This is a genomic window from Rothia sp. HMSC072B03, assembly GCF_001809565.1.
Lineage (GTDB): Bacteria > Actinomycetota > Actinomycetes > Actinomycetales > Micrococcaceae > Rothia > Rothia mucilaginosa_A.
This window is the reverse complement of sequence record NZ_KV797970.1, coordinates 102,782-125,560: the sequence shown is the minus strand read 5'-3', so window position 1 is coordinate 125,560 and position 22,779 is coordinate 102,782. Positions and strand designations below refer to the sequence as shown.

Below are 22,779 nucleotides of genomic sequence, written 5' to 3'. Positions count from 1 at the left end.
TGACGGCACACTGCCTGTCACAACATATAGCTGAGGGGCTCCACCGCCGCAGCGGCGAGCCCCTCACCAACGTTTCATGCCGAATCAAAAAATCGGCATAAGCCTATACAGAACTGCTTCTGCACAGGGTTACTTCTGCTCCTGGCCCACCTGAGCGAGGCGGTGCGCCTCGTCCATCTCAATAGCGGACTGAACCACCGGCTCCAGGTCACCGTTCAGCACGGCGTCCAGGTTGTATGCCTTGTAGCCGGTACGGTGATCGGCGATGCGGTTCTCCGGGAAGTTGTAGGTACGGATGCGCTCCGAACGGTCCATGGTGCGCACCTGCGAAGCACGGTGTGCCGCGTTCTCGGCGTCAATCTGCTCCTGCTGGTGAGCCAGCAGTCGCGCACGCAGCACGCGCATCGCGGCTTCACGGTTCTGCAGCTGAGACTTCTCGTTCTGCATCGCCACGACAATACCGGTCGGCAGGTGGGTAATACGCACCGCCGAGTCGGTGGTGTTCACCGACTGACCGCCGGGGCCCGAAGAACGGTACACGTCAATCTTCAGGTCGTTCTGGTTAATCTCGATTTCCTCGGGCTCATCCACCTCGGGGAACACCAGCACACCGGCGGCGGAAGTGTGAATACGGCCCTGAGACTCGGTCGCCGGAACACGCTGCACGCGGTGCACGCCACCCTCGTATTTCAGGTGCGCCCACACGCCCTCAGCCGGCTCATTCGAGGAGCCCTTAATAGCAATCTGAGCGTCCTTGTAACCGCCAACATCGGTGCTGGTCGACGAGATAATCTCGGTCTTCCAGCCCTTGTGCTCGGCGTAACGCATGTACATGCGAAGCAGGTCACCCGCGAACAGAGCGGCCTCGTCACCACCGGCACCGGCTTTCACCTCAAGAATGACGTTACGGCCATCGTCCGGGTCACGCGGAATCAGCAGGCGGCGCAGCTTCTCCTGAGCTACCTCCAGCTCCTCCTCCAGGCCGGGAATCTCCGCGGCGAACTCCGGGTCCTCCTCGGCCATCTCGCGAGCGGCCTCGAGGTCGTCCTTGAGCGAGGTGTACTTGTTGTAGGCGGTCACGATACCGGTCAGCTCCGCGTAGCGGCGGCCCACTCGGCGTGCCTTACCCTGGTTCGACTGCACGGCGGGATCGGCCAGCTGATTCTGCAGGTCAGCGTGCTCGTCCAGCAGAACCTGAATAGATTCAAACATTCTCTCTTCCATCTCCCGCACTTTACGCCGCACGGGCGGGCACTAGAATTCGTCACTCCCCTGACGGGGCGCCTCGCTGGGAGGCACGGGTGAACGCCTCACGCGCCCCACCGTCGTACCGGGGTGGGGCGCGTGAAACACGGGTCTTAGTCGACCAGGCGCAGGCCGTTCTTCTGCACCGTGAGCAGGAACTCCACGTTGCTTTCGGTCTTGCGTAGCTGGTTGGTCAGAACGCCCAGGGCCTGCTCGGGCTCCATGCCGGCCAGGGCACGGCGCAGACCCCACATGATCTTGATTTCGTCCGGGGAGAGCAGGTTCTCTTCGCGGCGAGTACCGGAGGCGTTGATGTCCACGGCCGGGAAAATACGCTTGTCGGCCAGCTGGCGGGACAGACGTAGCTCCATGTTACCGGTGCCCTTGAACTCCTCGAAGATCACTTCGTCCATCTTCGAGCCGGTCTCGACCAGGGCGGTAGCCAGAATGGTCAGCGAACCGCCCTCTTCGATGTTGCGGGCGGCACCGAAGAACTTCTTCGGCGGGTACAGCGCGGCGGAATCCACACCACCGGAGAGGATGCGGCCCGAGGCGGGAGCCGCCAGGTTGTATGCGCGGCCCAGGCGGGTCATGGAGTCCAGCAGCACGACCACGTCGTAGCCCAGCTCCACCATGCGCTTAGCGCGCTCAATAGCCAGCTCGGCAACCGTGGTGTGGTCCTCGGCGGGGCGGTCGAAGGTCGAGGCGATAACCTCGCCCTTGACGGTGCGCTGCATGTCGGTCACTTCTTCAGGACGCTCGTCCACCAGGACCATCATCAGGTACACGTCCGGGTTGTTCACAGTAATCGCGTTCGCGATGGACTGCAGCATGAGGGTCTTACCCGCCTTCGGCGGGGACACAATCAGACCACGCTGACCCTTACCAATCGGGGACACCAGGTCCACCACGCGAGTGCCCAGCTTCTTCGGGGTGGTCTCCAGGCGCAGACGCTCCTTGGGGTAGAGCGGGGTCAGCTTGGAGAACACGCGGCGGTTAGCGGCCTCTTCAACGCTCTGACCGTTAATCGCCTCAACCTGAACCAGGGCGTTGAAGCGCTGGCGGCTGTTCGACTCGCCCTCGCGCGGCACGCGAATCGCGCCGAGCACGTGGTCGCCCTTACGCAGGTTGTACTTCTTCACCTGGGCCAGGGAGACGTACACGTCGTTGGTGCCCGGCAGGTAGCCGGTGGTGCGCACGAACGCGTAGTTGTCGAGGATGTCCAGCACACCCGAAATCGGTGCCAGCACATCGTCTTCGTTCAGGCGGGGCTCGTTCTCTTCGCGGCGGCGAGCCTGCTTCTCGGTGCGCTCGGCCTGACGGTCACGCTTGGAACGGCGCTCGGTACGCTCGGAGTTCTTACGCTCGGCACGCTCTGCGCGCTCGGCCTGACGGTCACGCTTGGAACGGCGCTCGGTACGCTCTGCGCGTTCGGTGCGTTCGCCGTCCTGATCGCGGCGACGCTCGCGGGTGCGGGTGCGCTTGGAGCTCTTCTCGCCGTCAACGGCGCCGAAGGTCATGTCCAGGGCGGCGTTCAGGCTGTCCAGGCTTGCGGTGCCATCGGCGGTGGATGCCTTCAGCTCGGAGGAGTTCGGAGCCGAATCGCCCGGCTCGGAACGCTCAGAGATACGCTCCGCGGCCAGCTCGGCGCGCACATCCAGCGGGGGAAGCTCTGCGGGCTTCTCATCCTTGCGGCTACGGCGGGTGCGCTTCTCGGACTTCTCCGACTTCTCGGACTTCTCACCCTTCTCGGAGGCCTCGGGGGCCTCCTGACCCTCGGCGGCGCGGCGAGCGCGAGCACGCTTCTGAGCGGGGGTCTCATAACGCGAAGAGCGGGTGCGCTTCTCGGACTTCTCAGACTTTTCGGAGCCCTCGGACTCGCTCTTTTCTGCCTTCTCGGCCTGTGCCTCAGCATCCTTCTGGACGCGGGTACGGCGGGTACGGCGAGTCTTCTGAACAGGCTCGGAGTCCTTCTCACCCTCGGCGGGAGCCTCAGCGGAGGCCTCGGCGGCCTTCTCCTCGGCATTCGCGGTGGGCTTTTCGGAAGTCTTCTCGGCGGGGGTCTCGGCCTTCGGAGCGGCCGGGGCAGCTACGGCGCCACCACGCTGGTGCTCCTCCAGAGCCTGAACCAGCTCCGCCTTCTTCAGCTTCAGGTAGCCACGAATACCCAGCTGCTGAGCCAGGACGCGCAACTGCGCGACCTTCAAATTTGCCAGTTCCGGCGCGGTCGATGCCGTGCCGAACTCATCGGTGACAACAATATTTTTTGCCAACTACAATTCCTTTGGTTGTAAGCCCTGAAAATCTTCAGAATAAAGATCGGGCGGGCGCTATAGCGCGGTCAAAGGTTCCTGCGCCGCCGCAGAACGCGGCGACCTGCACCTTCGACTCCCTCGAACCGCACTGGAGGCGGTTCGCGTCTCTTACCGTACCCGCCGATTCAGACACGGCGAGCACACACGGAAGATAAGGCGCTCTATCATTATGCGTGCACCCCTCATTCATCGGACCCGCACCTGGGGCCGGCGGGTCAAGAATGAACGGTCGGGAGGGTTCAATCGCCGTGACCGAGACCGTCCCTTCACGTCGGCACCCTGCGGGTGAGGCATTGTAGAAGGTAAGCTCCCCTCCGAGGCCCAACCGGGTACAAGGTCCGGAAAGGGGCGAAACGGGGTGAGGTACAGAACGTACCCGCGAGGAAGCGTCAATTACGGTCGTCGTCGAACGGCGGGTAGAACCCGCGATAGGACGTTACACGTCCTACTGAGTAACTATAACACCTTCAGTATCAATTTCAAGAGGGAGCACGCGCCACTTCAGACGACGGTCCTCCACCTCGCTCGCGGGGCTCTGCGCCTCGAACTCGGCAATAGCCTCGGCGGCCTGCTGCACCTGCTCATCACCGCGGGCGAAGGTCAGGACAGTCGGGCCAGCGCCCGAAATCACGGCGGCCAGGCCGCGCTCGCGCAGGAAGGCAACCAGGGCGGCCGACGGCTCCATGGCGGGAACGCGGTAGCCCTGATGCAGGTAGTCCACCGTCGCATCCATCAGGTACTCGGGAGCATCCGAGAGCGAACGCACCAGCAGCGCGGAACGCGCCGAATTGGCGGCGGCCCGAGCGTGAGGAATCTCCGCGGGAATCAGGGAACGGGCCAGCTTCGTGGACACCTCGTAGTCGGGCACGGCCACGACCGGACGCACCTGCGGGTGTACCGGAATAATCAGGGAGTGCCACTCCCCCAGCTGTCCCCAGGACACAGAGAGGTTACCGTAAATCGCCGGAGCCACGTTATCGGGGTGACCCTCCATATCGGAGGCGACCTGCAGCATACGCTCGCGGTCCAGGCGGTGCTCCTCGGGCAGCAGCGCGCTGGCGGCCGCCACGCCGGCAACAATCGCGGAGGCCGAAGAGCCCATGCCGCGCGAGTGCGGAATCTTGTTATCCGCAATCAGCTTCAGCGGGGGCAGCTCCTCCAGGCCGGCCGCCTCAAAAGCCGCCTTCATGGCGCGAACCACCAGGTGATTTTCGTTGCGCGGAACCTCGGCGCTACCCTCACCCGTCAGCTCAAATTCCAGGCCGGACTCGATGCGCTCAACCCTCAGCTCATCGTAGAATCCCAGGCCCAGGCCCAGGCTGTCGTAGCCGGGACCCAAATTGGCGCTCGTGGCGGGCACGCGCACGGTGACGGATGCGCCCACGGGAATATCAGAAAGGTTCAGGGAAGACATGTGAAGAGGTACCTCGCGATCGGTGACGGAGTGAGCGAGCGGGATGCTGATAATCCGCACATCCGCCATAACAATGGGTGGTGGCGGGGTACGGGCCCCGCCATCATGCAGGTGCACCCCGCCCCGAAAACCGGGACGGAGTGCACCTCGTAGTACGAATAGGCTAGTGCAAATCGAGAATATTTGCCACAGCAACCACGTCGAAGGGGGCCTTGGTCGGCTCGACCTTCACGCCGTTCACTGCCTCCAGGGCCCACTGCGGGTCCTTCAGGCCGTGGCCGGTCACGGTGATGACGATGGTCTTACCCTCGGGGGCCTCACCCGCGCGGTGCTTCTTCAGCAGACCCGCCACACCGGCGGCCGAAGCAGGCTCCACGAACACGCCCTCGCGCGAGGACAGCCAGCGGTGCGCCTCGAGAATCTCCTCGTCGGTCACGGCCTCAATCACGCCGCCGGACTCGTCGCGGGCGGCCTCGGCCTTCTCCCACGAAGCGGGGTTACCGATGCGGATCGCGGTTGCAATGGTCTCGGGGTTCTCGATGGGGTGACCCGCCACGATCGGGGCGGCACCGGCGGCCTGGAAGCCCCACATGATCGGGCGCTTGGTGGCCACGGGCTCCAGAACCTCGCCGTCACGGTTGGTGTAGGGCTCGGAGTACTCCTTGTAGCCCTTCCAGTACGCGGTGATGTTACCGGCGTTGCCAACCGGCAGCAGGTGGTAATCGGGGGCGTCACCCAGGGTGTCAACAACCTCAAAGGAACCGGTCTTCTGACCCTCGATACGGTAGGGGTTCACCGAGTTCACCAGGAACACGGGGTAGTTCTCGCTGAGCTTGCGAGCAATCTCGAGGCAGTTGTCGAAGTTGCCGTCAATCTGGATGATGTCGGCACCGTGAGCAATCGCCTGGGAGAGCTTACCCATGGAAATCTTGCCGTCCGGAACCAGCACGGCGCAGCGCAGGCCGGCCTGCAGCGCGTAGGCTGCGGCGGAAGCGGAAGTGTTACCGGTCGAAGCACACACAACAGCCTTCGCACCGTCACGCTTAGCGGCGGTCATGGCGCTGGTCATGCCGCGGTCCTTGAAGGAACCGGTCGGGTTCATACCCTCGAACTTCAGGTAAACGGTGTTGCCGGTCTCGGCGGACAGCGCCGGGGCGTGAATCAGCGGGGTACCACCCTCACCCAGAGTCACGACCTGAACGTCCTCACCGAAGGGCAGACGGTCACGGTATTCCTTGATAACGCCCTGCCACACGTGTGCCATTGGCTTCTCCTTTAATCTTGAGGCGCACCGCCCGTCGGGGTCCTGTGACCCCGGTAGCGGGTACGCGGGTTCGTCAGTGAGCGAGGGGCCTCGCGGGTTGCCCTCGCAGGTTTAGTGCGGCGCATCAGGCCGCGGGATTGGATAGTCTCTCGACGTGCACCTAGTGCTTCTCGGACTCCACGCGAATCACGGAGTTCACCTCACGCACCGTATCGAGCGCGTCAATCACGGCGATGGCGCGGCGCAGGTCGGAGTCCTTCGCGGAGTGGGTCACCATGCGAATCTGAGCCACACCCTCCTTCGGGGCGGACTGACGCAGCGAATCCACCGAAATGCCGTGCTCGGCCAGGATGCGGGTAATGTTCGCCAGAACACCCAGACGGTCCTCCACCAGAACGCCCACCGAGTAGCGAGAAATCACGTTGTCCAGGCTGGTTGCGTGCAGTTGAGCGTGGGAGGTCTCGGGAACACCGGGGCCGCCCAGCACGAGGCGACGAGCCAGGGACACGAAGTCACCCAGAACAGCCGAAGCAGTAGGAGCGCCACCCGCACCGGGACCGTAGAACATCAGCTCACCGGCGTTCTCAGCCTCGACGAACACGGCGTTGAACGCACCGTGCACGCCGGCCAGCGGGTGCTGGCGCGGAATCAGGGTCGGGTTCACGCGAATGTTCACACCGTCTTCACCCTCGCGCTCGCAGATAGCCAGCAGCTTGATGACGTAGCCGTCGGCGTCCGCGGCCGCAACGTCATCGGCGGTGATGGCGGTAATGCCCTCGGTGTGCACGTCATCAATCGTGAAGTCCGAGTGGAACGCCAGCGAAGCAACAATAGCGGCCTTCGAAGCGGCGTCGAGGCCCTCAACGTCGGCGGTGGGGTCGGCCTCGGCGTAGCCCAGCTTCTGGGCGTCGGCCAGCGCATCCGAGAAGGAGGCGCCGGTGGTGTCCATCTGATCAAGAATGTAGTTGGTGGTGCCGTTCATGATGCCCAGAACGCGGGTCACGCGGTCACCGGCCAGGGAGTCGCGCAGCGGGCGCAGAATCGGAATCGCACCGGCCACGGCGGCCTCGTAGGACAGCTGCGCGCCGGATGCATCGGCGGCGGCCTGCAGCTCCACGCCGTGCTTGGCCAGCAGGGCCTTGTTGCCCGAAACGACGGACTTGCCGGCGTTCAGCGCGCGCAGGATGCGGGTGCGGGCCGGCTCGATGCCGCCGGTCAGCTCGATCACCACGTCGGCGGCGTCAATCAAAGCTTCGGCGTCGGTGGTGTACAGCGAGGGGTCGGCATTCCAGTGGCGAGTTGCCCGAGTATCACGCACGGCAATGCCGATCAGCTCGACGGGCGCACCAATGCGCTTCTCAAGGACGGCGTTATCCTCTATCAGGATGCGTGCCGCCTGGGAACCGACGTTACCGGCACCCAGCAGGGCAACTTTGATTTTGTCAGCCACGATAGTCTCTTTCTACGGTCGTTCCGGGGCGTTCCCCGGGGTCTCTTCGGGCTACGGTGCGGCGCGCTACGCGGAGCACGCACTCAACACCACTTTATCAAGAGGCGGGATGAAGCCATCGGCCTCAAGCTGCGACTTTTATTCTCTGAGATGAGGCATCCCTCACAATCATGAGGTGAGCCTTATCGTCGGCGGAGTCTTGAACGCGCAATACCGTGAAGCCCCGCCTGCAACCGCCGCCTCACGGCGTGCAGTTCAGAGACGGGGACTTCACGGTTTCTTAGATTCTGGGATGGGGTTCTTAGATATCCGAACCCATGTCCAGGGCGAGCATGTCGTCCTCGCTCTGGCGGCGAATCATCACGCGGGAGGGACGACCCTCGGCGGTCGCAATCACCGGCGGGCGGGTCAGGAAGTTGTAGTTCGACCCCAGCACGTAGCAGTACGCGCCCGTCGCCGGAACCGCCAGAATATCGCCCGCCTGCAGGTCGGCCGGCAGGTAGCAGTAACGCACCACAATATCGCCGGATTCGCAGTGCTTACCCACCACGCGGCAGAGCACCTGCTCCCCCTCCGGGGCACGGTTCGCCAGGGTTGCCGAGTAGTCCGATTCGTACAGCACCGGGCGGGCGTTATCGCTCATGCCGCCGTCCACCGAGACGTAACGGCGCACGCGAATCTCGCCGTTTTCGTCCTCAATGCTCACGTTCTTGATGGTGCCCACCGTGTACAGGGTTGCGCCCGAGGGGCCCGAAATCGAGCGACCAGGCTCGAAGGACATGTGCGGAATCGCCATGCCCAGGCGCTCGCAGGTGGCCGCAACCGAAGCGGCGATGGATTCGGTCACCTCGGCGATGGAGCGGGGGCGATCCGCCTCGGTGTAGGCGATGCCGTAGCCGCCGCCCAGGTCCAGCTCCGGCAGGGTCACGTCCAGGTCACGGTTGAGGCGGTTCATGAATTCCAGAGCGGTGGTTGCCGCCTGCTCGAAGCCCTCCGCCTCAAAAATCTGCGAACCGATGTGGCAGTGAATACCGCGGAAATCCAGGGAGTCGGTCACATTCAGGATTGCCGCCGCCAGCGCAGCGTAGGAATCGGAGGCCTCCACGCCCCAGTGCTCCAGCTCTGCCTCGTCCAGGCCGGCAAGCGCAGCGGTACCGGGCTGCAGGGACATGCCGAACTTCTGGTCCTCGTGAGCGGTCGCGATCGACTCGTGGGTAGAGGCGTGCACGCCCGGGGTGATGCGAATCAGCACCGGAACGGGCGGGTAGGGCTCCTCGCCCTCCGCCACGCGCTCGGCGGCCAGCTCGGCGTACACCCGCTCAATCAGCTTGATTTCGTCCACCGAATCGGCCACCACGCGGCCCAGGCCGCTACGAATCGCGCGGGCGATTTCGGCTTCCGACTTGTTGTTGCCGTGCAGGGCGATGCGCTCGCCGGGCATGCCGCCGCGCAGTGCCAGCGCCAGCTCGCCACCGGAGGCGGTGTCCAGGCACAGGCCCTCCTCACGAACCCAGCGAACGACCGCGGTGGAGAGGAAGGACTTGCCGGCGTAGTAGACGCTCACCTGCGCGCCATGCTTGGCGAAAGCCTGCTCAAAAGCGGTGCGGTAGGCGCGGGCACGGGCGCGGAAGGTGGTCTCGGAGAAAACGTACTGCGGGGTGCCGTGCTCGGCGGCCAGCTCGCTGACGGTCACACCGTCGATGCAAAGCTCACCCTCCGCATTGCGGGTGAAGGAATCGGTCCAGATGCTTCGGGACAGGTCGGCGGGGTTCTCAGGCTGGGTCAGCCATTCGGGGCGGTAGAGGGAACGGGCTTCGCTCATCGTGTCTCTTTCTGGATGTTCTTGCCCGCCACGCTCCGGGGTCAACGCCCTCGGCGCGGCGGCGGTTCTCTGTCTGTTCAGCTTGCCTGTGTAGTCTGTCTGGGCACTGTGCCTTGTGCATTGTGCCCTCTGTGCGCTGTGCCGGGTTGGGCAATGAAGCCACCGGCGGCGGCATACGTTCAACCCCCGCCCCGGTAGCACCGGGTCGGGGGTTGAATCGAGGGGTATTACATGCGCTCGGGTGCGCTCACACCCAGCAGGTTCAGGCCGTTAGCCAGCACCTGCTGTGCCGCGTTGTTCAGCAGCAGGCGGGTACGGTGCAGGTCGGTGACCTCTTCATCCGCCTTGGGGGTGACGCGGGAGACGCCGTACCAGCTGTGGTAGGCCGAAGCGAGCTGCTCCAGGTAGCGGTTCACGCGGTGCGGCTCGTAGAACTTCGCGGCGTCGCGCACGGCAGCGGGGAACTGGCCGAGCACAGCCAGCAGCTCGCCGTCAGCGGCGGAGTCGAGCAGGGAGGTGTCCACGCCGTCCTCAATCTTCACGCCGGCCTCCGCGGCGTTACGTGCCACGGCGGCGGTGCGTGCGTGAGCGTACTGTACGTAGTAGACCGGGTTCTCGTTGCTCTTGGAGGTCAGTAGGCCCAGGTCAATGTCGATGGGGGTGTCCACCGAGTAGCGGGTCAGCTCGTAGCGTGCCGCGTCAACGCCAACGGCCTCGACCAGGTCCTCGAGGGTGACCACGGTGCCGGCGCGCTTGGACATGCGGACGGGCTTGCCGTCCTTGACCAGGTTCACCAGCTGACCGATCATGACCTCAATCTGGTCGGAGCGGTAGCCGAGAATCTGGGCGATGGCCTTCAGGCGGCCCACGTAGCCGTTGTGGTCAGCGCCGAGCATGTAGATCGCCACGTCGGCGGGGTTTACTGCGCGGGTCATCTTGTCCTGGTAGTAGGCGATATCGCCCGCCACGTAGGCGTGGTTGCCGTCGGACTTAATGACTACGCGGTCCTTGTCGTCGCCGTAGTCGGTGGTGCGCATCCACCAGGCGCCGTCGGCCTCGAAGAGCTGGCCGTTCTCGCGCATGGTCTCGAGCAGGGCATCCACCTTGCCGCCCTCGAACACGGAGTTCTCATGGAAGAACACGTCGAAGTGGGTACCGAAGGCCGCCAGAGACTCCTTAATCTGATCGAACATCAGGTGAGTACCGATTTCGCGGAAAATCTCTTCGGGGTTCTCAGCCTCAAGCGCGTCGGGGCGCTGAGCCAGAATTTGATCCTTAATGTCCACAATGTACGCGCCAGCGTAGCCGTCCTCGGGGGTCTCCTCACCGCGGGCGGCGGCAATCAGGGAACGCACGAAGCGGTCAATCTGGGTGCCGTGGTCGTTGAAGTAGTACTCGCGCACCACGTTAGCGCCCTCAGCCTCCAGCACGCGGGCGAGCGCATCGCCCACGGCGGCCCAGCGGGTACCACCCAGGTGGATGGGGCCGGTCGGGTTCGCGGAGACGAACTCAAGGTTAATGGTCTTGCCGGCGAACTTGTCGCTGCGGCCGTAGGCTTCGCCAGCCTCAACGATGGTGGCGGCGAGCTCGCCTGCTGCGGCGGCGTCCAGGGTGATGTTCAGGAAGCCGGGGCCCGCGATGTCAACGGATGCCACGCCGGGGATGGCACCGATCTTCTCTGCCAGAAGAGCTGCTACCTCGCGCGGGTTCTTGCCCACCTTCTTGGCGAGCTGCAGAGCGACGTTGGTGGCCCAGTCGCCGTGCTCACGGGACTTGGGGCGCTCCACTCGGACGGCGGGCAGTTCAGCGCCCTCCACGAGGGTCAGCTGGCCGGAGGAAATGGTTTCTTCTAGGGCAAGCGCAATGGCTTCGGAGAGTTCTTCAGGAGTCATAAGAACCTATTCTAGCAAGCATTGGGCCGGGGCTGACCGTTTATCCGACGCATATCTGATACCATGGTGGGGTTGCCTCTGTAGCTCAGCGGATTAGAGCACCAGTTTCCGGTACTGGGGGTCGAAGGTTCGAATCCTTTCAGGGGCACGATGTTCTTATTCGAGAGGGAACACGGGAGCCGATACTCGCCCAGCGGGGTCGGCTCCTTTTTATTTCTGCTTTATATCTCGGGTGGAAGCATCAGAGGCTGGACGCCTCCGCTCCCCTGTTGTTCCGGAGGCCCCGCAGTTGAGAGAATAGGGAAACGCGCACACCGTTCAAACAAGCACGACAACACCACACCAGCGGAGGTAAACCGTGACCACCATGCGCCAGATTCAGCTCACCGAATGGGGCGACGAAAGCGTTCTGCACGAGGCGAACGTGCCCATCCCCACCCCGGTGCGCGGTCACGTGCTCATCAAGACGGTCGCCGCGGGCGTGAACCCCATCGACGTGACCACCCGCAAGGGCCTGGGCCCCGCCGCGCAGCTGGCCGACCCCTCCTATAGACCCTTCGTGCCCGGATGGGATGTTGCCGGCACCGTGGTCGCCACCGCCGGCGACTATACGGGGTTCAAAGTCGGCGACGGCGTTTTCGGCATGGTGACCTTCCCGTACCCCGGCGGCGCGTACGCCGAGTATGTCCTCGCACCCGCCTACCAGCTGGCCAAGGTTCCCTCCGACGTTCCGTGCGCCCAGCTCGGCGGCGCACCGCTTGCCGGGCTCACCGCCTACCAGTCGCTCTTCGAGGTGGCGCGTCTGAAGGAAGGTGAGCGCGTACTCATCCACGCCGGTGCCGGAGGCGTCGGCCACCTCGCCGTGCAGCTGGCCATTCAGGCGGGCGCGCAGGTTTTTGCGACCGCCTCCGCCGCGAATCACGAGTTCGTGCGCTCGCTGGGGGCCCAGCCCATCGACTACCGCACCGAGGATTTCCGCGCGGTGCTGGGTCGGACCATGGACGTGGTACTCAACTCGACCGGCAGGCAGACCTTCCTCGATTCGTTGGAGGTACTGGTCCCCGGCGGGCGCATCGTGACGCTGACGAATCCCGACCCGCTGGATGTGGCCCGCGAGCGCGGGTTTGAGGCGCAGTGGCTGACGGCTCACCCGGACCGTACGCAGATGCAGGAGATCGCCCGGCTCATGTCTCTGGGCCTGCTGAAGGTGCACGTGGATCAGGTGCTTGATTTTTCGCAGGCTGCGCAGGCTCACGCCCTAGTGGCGACGGGTCGCACCCGCGGCAAGATCGTGCTGGTTCCCTAACGCGGCGCTGATTCATGCAGATTTCTGAGAGCGCGCCGAAGGTTGAGGGCGCATTGAACGCTGAGGACGCGCCGAATGTAGAGGGCGCGCCGACCGTTGAGAGCACCGAGTACCGCTCCGGTTTTTACCGCGAGGCGGGCTTTTACGATGCCCACTCGCTACCCGACTACGGCGCGCAGTCGCCGGTAACTCGCGAGGCTTTCGCCTACGATTTCTTCCCCGCGACCGGGAATATCTCGTCCTCCGCGCCGCTGCTGGTGTGGGTTCACGGTGGCGCCTGGCGCTTCGGCACCAACCGGGGCCTGCGCGAGGTGGAGATCATGACCCCCGAGGGGCCGCGCACGAACCGGCAGACCCTCATGCGCCGCGCCCTGCAGGAACAGGGCTGGACGGTCGCGGCCATCAACTACCGCTACTCGCACCAGGCGATTTTCCCGGGCGCCCTGCACGACGTTAAGGAGGCCGTGCGTTTCTTCCGCGCTCGCGCCGCCGAGTTCGGTATCGACCCCGGGCGCATCGCGATTGCCGGAGGAAGCGCCGGCGGGCACCTGAGCATGATGGTTGCGCATACGGGAGATTCCGCCGCCGGTAACGGTAGAGGTGGGGATTCTGCGAGCGCACCCGAGCACGACGAATACTTTGAAGGCAGGGCGGCGAGCGCCTACCCGTCCCACAGTTCACAGGTGGCGGCGGCGGCTTCGTTTTACGGGGTCAGCGATTTGAGGACCATCTTCACCGACCGGCCCCTGGCTGGCTACGCTCTCGACCACCCCGAGGATGACGGCGCCGAATGGCGACTGCTGGGAAGCACCCACCCGGTCCCCGCTGACGTGTCGACTATCGACGCTTCCAAGGGTGAGCGGGCGGTTCCGGGTGTCTGCATCGAGCGCGCCCAAAAGAACTGGGAGCGTGCGCATCCTATTGATGCGGTACGCCCCCAGAAACGAGTGAATAAGGTCGAAAGTGCCTCTGCACCGGGTGCGAGCGGCGGCGCCACTGCCCTGATGCTTGTGCACGGCATCGCCGATTCGTGCGTGCCGTACCAGCAATCGGTGCGGGTGTATCAGGCCCTGCGCACGCGGCAGGTACCCACCGATATGGTGCTGGTTCCGGGCGCCGAACACGGGGATTCTCGCTGCTTTAGCCCCGAGATTGTTCAGCGGATGCTGTCTTTCCTGAACGCCACGGTGTAGGCGGCTCGCTACCTATCGTTAGGGCCGCGAATCGTGAACGCCGCTCGGCTCAGTTCGGCTCGGCCTATCGAGCGTTCAGCCTATCGGTTTCGTCGGCTGACGTGCTCGTGGTCGAGGCGGTAGCGTTCCAGGTCGTCGAACGCCACGCGACGGTGCGTGTTGATGCGTTCGAAGGGAATCTCGCCGCGCTCGAGGAGTCGCACGATGGTCGGTCGCGATACCCCCAGGTAGTCGGCGGCCTCCTGGGTGGTCATGAGGCGGTCCTGGCGGACCACGCACACGTCCTTGCGGTCGGCGAAGGCCCGTGCCACCGAGGTGATGGGGCCGTACATTTCGGGGGAAATCTGTACCCTTTCCCCGTCGCCGGTCACCAGGTACAGGGTTTCGGCGGAGCTCAGGCGTTCAAAGTGCGTGCGAAGACTCGCGTGGACGAGGGCCTGGAACAGTTCTTCGCTGCGGTGGTGGATTTCTTCGTGGCGTGCGTCCTCGCAGCAGTCCAACACTGGAGTGCGTGAGGAGGTGTACGTCTTGGGCGTTGGCATAGTCACTCCTTCGTTACTGTGTTATACACCACTGTAACACCTGAACGAAAGTATCGAAAGAAAGCCGAACAAGATACTTATTTCGCATCCGTCATACTTGAAATATTAATAACCAATTTATTGGCTTCTTTAATAATTTTGATGCTTTTTGAAACGTCTTGAGCTCGATCTCGCTCGCACACAGATGACGAGCCCTCCCTTTCGAGGAACGCAACCAGCCCAAATATGACGCAATATTCGCCCGGTGCATACTCCCGTTCCCCGCCGCGAAGGGGGCGAGTACACTGGATAGGATATGTCTGAGCAGAAAACCCATCACGCAGATAAGACCTCCCGCGCGCCTAAAACCGGGGCGCCCCGAACCGCCCCCACCATGGCGAGCATGGCCGCCGCCATCCACGCGGCCAAGGTGCGCGCCTCCGAAAAGAACGCTGAAAAAAGCACCGAAAAACCCGCCGGCAAAAACACCGAGAAAAACACCGAGAAGAACGCGGTAAAGAACGGCGCCCCAAAGAAGGGTGCACAGAAGAACAACGTAGACCGCAAGAACTCCTCCAACGCCTCCCGCTCCAATCGACGCGGAGGCGGCACCGGCCGCGCCCGCAAGCAGGGTAACAGCAAGGGCAACCAGCAGGGCGGTAACAAGGGTAACCAGCAGCAGAACCGCCCCACCCCGCGCCGCTACGAGCCCTTCATTCCCGAGGTCATCACCTACCCCGAAGAGCTGCCCGTCAGCGAACGCCGCGACGACATCATGAACGCGATCCGCGACAACCAGGTCGTCATCATCGCGGGTGAAACCGGCTCCGGTAAGACCACCCAGATTCCCAAGATGTGCCTCGAGCTCGGCCTGGGCGAGAAGGGCCTCATCGGTCACACCCAGCCGCGCCGCCTCGCCGCGCGCTCCGTGGCCGAGCGCATCGCCGAAGAGCTCGGCCAGAAGATCGGCGAAACCGTCGGCTACCAGGTGCGATTCACCTCCGAGGTCGGAGAACACAGCGCCATCAAGCTCATGACCGACGGTATTCTGCTCGCCGAAATTCAGAACGACAAGCTGCTGCGCCGCTACTCGACCCTCATCATTGACGAGGCGCACGAACGCAGCCTGAACATCGATTTCATCCTCGGCTACCTCAAGCGCATCCTGCCGCAGCGCCCGGACCTGAAGGTCATCATCACCTCCGCGACCATCGACCCCGAACGCTTCGCCCGCCACTTCTCCCCCAGCTACGTGCCGGGTAAGGGAATCGTCGACGAGAACCTCAGCGATGAAGAACGCGAAATCGCCGAAGCAATCCTGCCCGACGACGCGCCGCCCATCATCGAGGTCTCCGGCCGCACCTACCCCGTCGAAATCCGCTACCGCCCCCTCGAGGGCGAGGAAGACGCCTACCTGGACGACGAGGAAGTGGCCGAAGACCGCGACCCCACCGACGCGATTCTCGACGCCATCAAGGAACTCTCCAAGGAAGCCCCCGGCGACATCCTCATCTTCTTCTCCGGCGAGCGCGAAATCCGCGACGCCAAGGACGCCATCGAGGCGATGGTCGCCAAGTCCCCGCGCCTGAACTACGAAGTGCTGCCCCTGTACGCGCGCCTCTCGCTCGCCGAGCAGCACCGCGTGTTCTCCCCCGGATCGCGCCCACGCATCGTGCTCGCCACGAACGTTGCCGAAACCTCGCTGACCGTGCCCGGCATCAAGTACGTCATCGACACCGGCACCGCCCGCATCTCGCGCTACTCCGCACGCACCAAGGTGCAGCGTCTGCCCATCGAACGCATCTCGCAGGCCAGCGCCAACCAGCGTTCGGGCCGATGCGGCCGCGTCAGCGATGGCATCGCCATCCGCCTCTACTCCGAGGAAGACTTCAACTCGCGTCCCGAGTTCACCGACCCCGAAATTCTGCGCACCAACCTCGCAGCCGTCATCCTGCAGATGATCGCCATCGGCGTGGTGCGCGAACCCGGCGACATCTCGCGCTTCCCGTTCGTGCAGCCGCCCGCATCCCGCGCCATTAACGACGGCGTGAACCTGCTGCGCGAACTCGGCGCGCTCACCGAACGCACCCGCCGCAAGGGACGAGGCGGTAACAACAGCGCAACCCTCACCGCCATCGGCCGAGCCATGGCGGCCTTCCCCGTGGACCCGCGCCTGGCCCGCATGATTATCGAGGGTGGCCGCCGCGGCTGCGCCAAGGAAATGATGGTGCTCGCCGCCGCCCTGACCATCCAGGACCCGCGCGAACGCCCCGCCGACGTGCGCGCAGAAGCCGACGCCATGCACGCCCGCTTCGTCGACGACACCTCCGATTTCTCCTCCTTCCTGCTGCTCTGGGACTACATCAACGAGCAGCAGGCGGCGCTGTCCTCCTCGCAGCTGCGCAAGATGTGCCACCGCGAGTTCATCAACTACCTGCGCATCCGCGAATGGCAGGACCTCTTCGCCCAGCTGCGCGAAATGGGCCGAACCGCCAACATTCACGCCAGCGGCGGTCGCGATATTAACGCCTCCGCGCACGAGGTAGACATCCACAAGAGCCTGCTCACCGGTCTGCTCTCGCACGTGGGCGTCAAGGAAGAACGCGAGAAGGACTCCAAGGGACGCAACCGCGGCCCCCGCGAATACCTCGGCGCACGCGGCACCAAGTTCGCAATCTTCCCCGGCTCCGGCCTGTTCAAGAAGGGGCCCGACTGGGTGCTCTCCGCCGAACTCGTCGAAACCTCCCGCCTGTGGGCGCGCACCAACGCCGCCATCGAACCGCAGTGGATCGAAGAGGTCGGCAAGCACCTCATCAGCGTGCAATACTCCGAACCGCACTGGTCCCTCAGCTCTGGCGCGGCCGTCGCCTACGCCAAGGGCACCCTCTTCGGCCTGACCATCTACGCCGACCGCCCCGTGCAGTACGCCCGCGTAGACGCCGCCGCGGCCCGCGAAATCTTCATCCAGTCCGCCCTCGTCGAAGGCCAATGGCACACCCAGCACAAGTTCTACCTGCGCAACCAGCGCGCCCTCGCCGAGGTCGAAGAGCTTGAGGCACGCCTGCGCCGCCGCGACCTGCGCGTGGACGACTCCGTGCTCTTCGCCTTCTACGATGCCCGCATCCCCGCCCACGTGACGGATGTGCGCGCCTTCGACAAGTGGTGGAAGCAGGCACGTCTCGAAGACGACAACTACCTGGACTTCAACCCCGAAAAGCTCATCAACGAGGAAGCCGCCGACTACGACGACTCCCAGTTCCCCCGCCAGTGGGTGCAGCGCACCGACAGCGGCGAACTCACCCTCGACCTGCGCTACGAATACGCCCCCACCGCCGGCATCGGAGGCGCACGCACCGACGCCGCCAAGCGCGACGGTGTGGCCGTGCAGGTACCGATTCTCTTCCTCAACCAGCTGAGCCCCGAACCGTTCCGCTGGCAGATCCCCGGCCTGCGCCACGAGCTCGTGACCGCGCTCATCAAGTCGCTGCCCAAGGCGATTCGACGCAACTTCGTGCCCGCACCCGACGTGGCGCGCGCCGCCTGCGCCGCCTTGGAAGAGGACTACTCCCCCGCAACCGACGAGCTGCTCCCCTCTCTCGCGCTCGTACTGCGCCGCCTGCGCGGCGTGGTCGTCGAACCCGAAGCCTTCAACTGGGACGCCGTGCCCGAGCACCTGAAGATGGGCTTCCAGGTGCGCAACGCCCGCAACAAAATCCTGGGTGAGGGCAAGGACCTGCGAGCCCTGCAGCAGCAGCTACACAAGGAGATTCGCAGCGCCCTCGCCGACTCGCTCGGCGCATCCGACGAGGCCATGGCGAAGATGGTTGCGCTCGCCCAGGGCGGCTCGAGCAACGCGAGTGGCCCCGCTCGTCCGGGCAGCGCAAAGGGCGCGAAGAACCCGGCGAAGGGCACCCAGTCCGAGGCGGGTGCATCCGGCGGAGTACGCGAGGTCACCGGCCTCACCGAATTCCCCGCCGACATGTTCCCGGACGGAGCCATCCCCCGCAAGGTACAGCGCATCATCGCCACCCAGGCAGTCAACGGCTACCCCGCTCTCGTGGACGAAGGCTCTAGCGTAGGCCTGCGCATCTTCCCCACCGAAGCAGAGCAGCTGCACGCGCAGCGCCGCGGCATCATCCGCCTGCTCCAGCTGCAGGTGCCCTCGCCCGTACGCTACGTGAGCGAACACCTCTCCCACAAGGAGAAAATCGTCTTCACGCAGAACCCGCACGGCTCCATCGACGAACTCATTCGCGACTGCACCGTCGCGGCGCTCGACCACCTCGTGCCGCACACGCCCATCTTCACGCACGCCGAATACAGCGAACTCTACGAGCACGTGCGTGCCGAACTCATCGAGACGGTCTTCGACGTCACCAAGCTCGTCGCCGAAATCCTCTCCGAAGCCACCGCGCTGAAGAAGGCAATCAAAAAGGCAACCTCGCTGACGACCATGCACGCCGTCTCCGATGTGAAGGCTCAGATGGAGAACCTGGTCTACCCCGGGTTCGTGGCGCAGACCGGCTACGACCAGCTGGTTCACCTGCCGCGTTACCTGAAGGCTGCCCAGGTGCGCCTGACGAAGCTCGGACCGAACCTGCACCGCGACAACCAGCTCATGCTCACCGTGCAGGACCTGGAAGACTCCTACGATAACGCGGTCAAGTCGCTACCGGCAGGCACCATCGTGCCGGATGCGCTCCGCCGCGTGAACTGGATGATTGAGGAGCTGCGCGTCAGCTTCTTCGCCCAGGAACTTGGTACCGCCTACACGGTGTCTGAGAAGCGCATTGCGAAGGCTCAGCGTGAGGCGCTGGACGCTATCAAGCGTTAGCTTGCGAGAGTACGGGTTGTGCGGATGGCGGTGTTCGTCCTCGCTCCTACAGGGGCACCCGCCCTCGCAGAGCTCGGGCACCCTGATGTCGCTACGGACGACACCGCCTGTCCGCGGTAGGTTCCCACCTCAGCTTGTGCTGTGAACGGCAAAGAGCCCCCACACGATCACCTCGTGTGGGGGCTCTTTGCTTGCGTTACAGGTGCAGCCGTGTTTTCCGGAAGCGCCCTCAGGGTGTCACACGGACGCTCTCCGCAGCGAAGCAAGGAGAGGGCGGAGCGTCCGGGTGACGGGTGCCCCTGCGTAGGCGCGGAGGAAACATGCGGCGCACCTATACGCGTGTAGGAGCGAGGACGAACACCGCCTCTCAGCGTGAGAAACGGTTAGGCTGCCGCCTCGCAGAAGGTCACCGTCACCGAACCGTTACCGCGGTCGTGCATCCACTGCGGCGCGTTCTCGGCCGAGGCGATGGCGCCGTCGCTCACCGACGGGGCGAGGTACGAGCCGCCCGCGCCACCGGCGCCGCCCTGCATCGTGTAGCCCAGGCCCTGGCGCACACCGGTCGGGCTGTTCAGCCACTTCTGGGTCAGCACAATCGAGGAGACAGACTGCGCCGCGCCGGAACCGCCGCCGCCGTAGCCCGCGCCGCCGCCGCCGGACACCACGGACTGGTAGCCGTTAAAGTTCTGCGCGTACGCGCCCTCGTCGTTGTAGACGTCCAGGTCCCAGCTGCGGTCCTCGTAGGTGCCCTTCTCATGCACGCTGGCGGGGTTCTCATCCAGCTGGTAGGAGTATGCGCCCGCGCCGTCGCCACCGTTGCCCGCGAAGCCGCTCGTGCCCGCGTTACCTGCGACGAACTGGCTAAACAGCACCTGGTCGTTGGTGGTCTCGAAACCGATGACGGGGCCGCTGACCGGCAGGGTACCCGCCGCACCGCCGGAACCGCCCGCACCCGCCGCGCCGCCGGAACCGGAGTTGTAGATCAGGACCTTAGAGCGTTCAGCGTTGTAGACTTCGTAGCCGGGGGTACCGTTGGAGCCTGCCGCTGCGGAGGCGCTACCCGCCGCACCGAACTGCGGGGATGCATCCGAGCCGAGGGCCGCCACACCGGCATCGATCTGGCCGTCGAGGTTGGAGTACCAGGGGTCCGCGTAGGACACGCCGGAGCTGGTCATGCCCGCGCCGCCACCGCCGCCGGCGACAGCAACCACGGTGCCGTCGATGAGTAGCGCGGAGGAGCCGCCGCCGGATGCCGCGTACGCCTGGCTCTTGGAGTTTGCCGGGTCAGCGTACTTTGCGTCCACCTGCGCGGTGACGCTGGCGGGGATGGTGTAGGCGGGCACGGAGCCGCCGTTGCCGTAGCCTTCGCCGCCGGCCGTGGGGGTGAGCGAACCGTCGCCGATGCCGCCCGCGGCTGCCACGATCTGCACGGTGGATCCGGGGGTAACCGCAACAACGCCGGTGACCTTCGCGCCGGAACCCGCCGGGGTCATGCGGTTGTTGGTGCCACCCGCGCCGCCAACCAGCTCGAAGCGGAGCTTGTAGACGTTGTTGGGGACGGTGAATGTCTTGACGGTCTTGGCGCCCTCGTCGGTGCCAGAGATGCTGTAGGCAGGGCTGGCCGCCAGGGTACAGTCTGCGGCGACGGATGCCGCGTAGGACGGAACGGTTGCCGATGCCGCGACGACCGGTGCCGCCCAGGCTACGCCCGCGACAAGCTTGCGGCGGGTCAGGGATGAAGACATGGTATGCCCTTTAGGATGAGGAAAATATTAGGTGGTGTGCGGCGCGACGGTATCTGAATCCAAGCAAGCATCGAATTGCTTGCTTTGGAAAGAAACTCGGCGCCGTTCAAAAGAATACCCTTAACCTCAGCTTTAACATAAATCCCTAGCTCGAGCACAGTATGGGGATCTTTGGACGCCTCGCGCCGCTCCCTTCCTGCGCTCCTACAGGGCCCCTCGCACCCGGACGCTCCGCTCATCCTTGCTTCGCTGCGGAGAGCGCCCGGGCGGGCACCCTGATGTCGCTTTCGGAAGGCGCGGCTTTATGCGAGCCGCAGGTTCCGTCCGCGCACGCAACGCCAGCAGAGGGTCTGCAGGTTCTCGGGCTCATTATTGCCGCCGTTAGACAGCGGAACCTTGTGGACAACCTCCAGGACGAGGATTCGTTCACGCATGATGGAGTTGCCGCATCCGGGGTTTTGGCAGGTGTAGTTATCGCGTTCCTTGATGCGTTGGCGTAGCTGCGCGGTCATGAGGGTGCGTTCGCCGCCTTCGGGCCATGCCCAGCGTATTTTGCGTTCGAGGGTTTCGGAGAGCGCGTCGAGGGTTGGGGTGTCGAGGGTGACGGTGACGGCACGGTTTTCTTTACCATCTGCTGAGGTGTATTCGAATCGGTAGACGGGGTACGGCACGCTCAGCCCCACGTGGTAGACGTTGAGTTTTTTCCAGAATTCGTCGGCGTATTGTTTGGTGATGAATTGGGGCGGGTTGATGTGTGCAAGCATGTCCTCTTCGCGGCGTCGCACGTTGTCGACGGCGGTTTCGAGGCGCGCGATATCGTCGGAGAGGCGCTGCACGTCTTTGAGGGTTTGCAGGTCGGCTTCGATATTGAAGTACTTGGTGAGGCTGCCGATGGGGTCCCGCTCGGCTTCGAGAACGACCTGTTCGGATGCCTTGTAGACGTGCGGGGGACGTTCGTCAGTTTTCTTCCGCAGCAGCGTCTGCCAGGTTTTGGGTTGCTGAACTTCGACGGTGGCGAGGTGACCGTACATGCCGTTGGTGGAGGTGCCGAGTTCGTAGATTCCGCGAGTGTAGATGTCGTGCACGTAGCTGGCGATTTCGTTGTATTCACTGGCGAGCGTGGCGGTGCGTTGGCGGTGCATCTGGAATTCGGGGGATGCGAAGTACCGGTTTTTGCGGATGGTTAGGATGATGCCCACGATGACTACGATAATGACGACGCCGAGGACGACGTACCAGAGGGAGAAGGCGAGGCATACGGCGAAGAAGATGCCGAACCCTTTAAGGGAGGATTTCACGGGTGTTCCTTTGCGATACGGCGGTGTATCTGTGAGTGTAGATTTCCTCCATTAGGGTATCGGAGGTAGGGGCGGTGTGCAAAGCAATTGGTCGTATCGGTGAGCTATTGAAGAGATTCGGCGGCAGACTTACACCTTCCGGAAGCGCCCTCAGGGTGCCCGAAGCGAAGCGAGGGCGGGTTCCCTGCGACGGCGCGGAGGAAGTGTGTAAGATGCACGCCCTACAAATGTAGACCCGGCGAAGCCAGCAAAAGGCTGAGAAGGCGACAGCCCCTCCCCCTTAAGTTCGTTATACCGGTATCGCGCACACAAGCCCTGCCCTTACTGAACCGGGCTCGAGTGTTTTACCTACGGGGCGGAGGGATGGTGCCCTCCGTCGTGACATCGGGGACACGGAGCGGGGCGAGCCTCACCAAACAGGCTGGGCGGAGCCAGCAGAAGACTGAGAAGGCGACAACCCCTCCCCCTTAAGTTCGTTAT

Annotated in this window: 13 protein-coding genes and 1 tRNA gene; 4 read left to right on the top strand and 10 right to left on the bottom strand. The window is 64.2% G+C overall.

The window, feature by feature from the left end; genetic code table 11:
• Nucleotides 1-129 precede the first annotated feature (129 nt).
• The 7 genes from prfA to argS all read right to left on the bottom strand — a co-directional run bounded on the left by prfA (nucleotide 130) and on the right by argS (nucleotide 11,402).
• The gene (prfA, locus tag HMPREF2630_RS07175) at nucleotides 130-1,212 is read right to left on the bottom strand and encodes a peptide chain release factor 1 (RefSeq protein WP_049333690.1); all 1,083 of its coding nucleotides are present in this window, start codon (nucleotides 1,210-1,212) and stop codon (nucleotides 130-132) included.
• A 146-nt stretch (nucleotides 1,213-1,358) separates the two neighbouring features.
• Entirely contained in the window at nucleotides 1,359-3,518 is a 2,160-nt protein-coding gene (gene rho, locus HMPREF2630_RS07170) for a transcription termination factor Rho (protein ID WP_070484150.1), read from the bottom strand.
• A 487-nt stretch (nucleotides 3,519-4,005) separates the two neighbouring features.
• Nucleotides 4,006-4,974 (bottom strand): homoserine kinase, encoded by a 969-nt coding sequence (gene thrB, locus HMPREF2630_RS07165; RefSeq protein ID WP_049333719.1) that lies wholly within the window; start codon nucleotides 4,972-4,974, stop codon nucleotides 4,006-4,008.
• Between the two features lie 163 nt (nucleotides 4,975-5,137).
• Entirely contained in the window at nucleotides 5,138-6,238 is a 1,101-nt protein-coding gene (gene thrC, locus HMPREF2630_RS07160; RefSeq protein WP_049343660.1) for a threonine synthase, read from the bottom strand.
• Between the two features lie 160 nt (nucleotides 6,239-6,398).
• Nucleotides 6,399-7,688 carry a homoserine dehydrogenase gene (locus HMPREF2630_RS07155; protein WP_070484147.1) on the bottom strand — a complete coding sequence of 430 codons (1,290 nt, stop codon included), beginning with the start codon at nucleotides 7,686-7,688 and terminating at the stop codon, nucleotides 6,399-6,401.
• 301 nt (nucleotides 7,689-7,989) lie between these two features.
• Nucleotides 7,990-9,510 (bottom strand): diaminopimelate decarboxylase family protein, encoded by a 1,521-nt coding sequence (locus tag HMPREF2630_RS07150; RefSeq protein ID WP_070484144.1) that lies wholly within the window; start codon nucleotides 9,508-9,510, stop codon nucleotides 7,990-7,992.
• Nucleotides 9,511-9,737: 227 nt separating this feature from the next.
• Nucleotides 9,738-11,402, bottom strand: a complete 1,665-nt coding sequence (gene argS, locus HMPREF2630_RS07145) for an arginine--tRNA ligase (protein ID WP_070484141.1) — start codon at nucleotides 11,400-11,402, stop codon at nucleotides 9,738-9,740.
• A 74-nt stretch (nucleotides 11,403-11,476) separates the two neighbouring features.
• On the opposite strand from argS, the gene HMPREF2630_RS07140 reads away from it, so the two are divergent.
• The 3 genes from HMPREF2630_RS07140 to HMPREF2630_RS07130 all read left to right on the top strand — a co-directional run bounded on the left by HMPREF2630_RS07140 (nucleotide 11,477) and on the right by HMPREF2630_RS07130 (nucleotide 13,901).
• Nucleotides 11,477-11,550, top strand: a tRNA-Arg gene (locus HMPREF2630_RS07140).
• Between the two features lie 219 nt (nucleotides 11,551-11,769).
• On the top strand, nucleotides 11,770-12,708 hold the full coding sequence (locus HMPREF2630_RS09440; protein ID WP_275042807.1) for an NADP-dependent oxidoreductase: 939 nt from the start codon (nucleotides 11,770-11,772) through the stop codon (nucleotides 12,706-12,708).
• 14 nt (nucleotides 12,709-12,722) lie between these two features.
• Entirely contained in the window at nucleotides 12,723-13,901 is a 1,179-nt protein-coding gene (locus HMPREF2630_RS07130; protein ID WP_049343670.1) for an alpha/beta hydrolase family protein, read from the top strand.
• 80 nt (nucleotides 13,902-13,981) lie between these two features.
• Here HMPREF2630_RS07130 and HMPREF2630_RS07125 read toward each other — a convergent pair whose 3' ends face one another.
• Nucleotides 13,982-14,443 (bottom strand): helix-turn-helix domain-containing protein, encoded by a 462-nt coding sequence (locus HMPREF2630_RS07125; RefSeq protein WP_049333707.1) that lies wholly within the window; start codon nucleotides 14,441-14,443, stop codon nucleotides 13,982-13,984.
• Nucleotides 14,444-14,738: 295 nt separating this feature from the next.
• Here HMPREF2630_RS07125 and hrpA point away from each other — a divergent pair, with 295 nt between their 5' ends.
• Nucleotides 14,739-19,256, top strand: coding sequence for an ATP-dependent RNA helicase HrpA (gene hrpA / locus HMPREF2630_RS07120; protein WP_070484138.1), 4,518 nt, complete (start codon nucleotides 14,739-14,741; stop codon nucleotides 19,254-19,256).
• Nucleotides 19,257-19,639: 383 nt separating this feature from the next.
• On the opposite strand, the gene HMPREF2630_RS07115 is transcribed toward hrpA, so the two are convergent.
• The gene (locus HMPREF2630_RS07115; protein ID WP_049343674.1) at nucleotides 19,640-21,001 is read right to left on the bottom strand and encodes a hypothetical protein; all 1,362 of its coding nucleotides are present in this window, start codon (nucleotides 20,999-21,001) and stop codon (nucleotides 19,640-19,642) included.
• Between the two features lie 302 nt (nucleotides 21,002-21,303).
• The gene (locus HMPREF2630_RS07110) at nucleotides 21,304-22,299 is read right to left on the bottom strand and encodes an HNH endonuclease (protein ID WP_049343677.1); all 996 of its coding nucleotides are present in this window, start codon (nucleotides 22,297-22,299) and stop codon (nucleotides 21,304-21,306) included.
• Between the last annotated feature and the right edge of the window lie 480 nt (nucleotides 22,300-22,779).

What these genes read in the sequence shown, in the direction of transcription:
- HMPREF2630_RS09440 (WP_275042807.1), top strand. Translation starts at nt 11,770, where the DNA reads ATGCGCCAGATTCAGCTCACCGAATGGGGCGACGAAAGCGTTCTGCAC.
- HMPREF2630_RS07115 (WP_049343674.1), bottom strand. Translation starts at nt 21,001, where the DNA reads ATGTCTTCATCCCTGACCCGCCGCAAGCTTGTCGCGGGCGTAGCCTGG.
- hrpA (WP_070484138.1), top strand. Translation starts at nt 14,739, where the DNA reads ATGTCTGAGCAGAAAACCCATCACGCAGATAAGACCTCCCGCGCGCCT.
- argS (WP_070484141.1), bottom strand. Translation starts at nt 11,402, where the DNA reads ATGACTCCTGAAGAACTCTCCGAAGCCATTGCGCTTGCCCTAGAAGAA.
- prfA (WP_049333690.1), bottom strand. Translation starts at nt 1,212, where the DNA reads ATGTTTGAATCTATTCAGGTTCTGCTGGACGAGCACGCTGACCTGCAG.
- HMPREF2630_RS07150 (WP_070484144.1), bottom strand. Translation starts at nt 9,510, where the DNA reads ATGAGCGAAGCCCGTTCCCTCTACCGCCCCGAATGGCTGACCCAGCCT.
- HMPREF2630_RS07125 (WP_049333707.1), bottom strand. Translation starts at nt 14,443, where the DNA reads ATGCCAACGCCCAAGACGTACACCTCCTCACGCACTCCAGTGTTGGAC.
- thrC (WP_049343660.1), bottom strand. Translation starts at nt 6,238, where the DNA reads ATGGCACACGTGTGGCAGGGCGTTATCAAGGAATACCGTGACCGTCTG.
- thrB (WP_049333719.1), bottom strand. Translation starts at nt 4,974, where the DNA reads ATGTCTTCCCTGAACCTTTCTGATATTCCCGTGGGCGCATCCGTCACC.
- HMPREF2630_RS07130 (WP_049343670.1), top strand. Translation starts at nt 12,723, where the DNA reads ATGCAGATTTCTGAGAGCGCGCCGAAGGTTGAGGGCGCATTGAACGCT.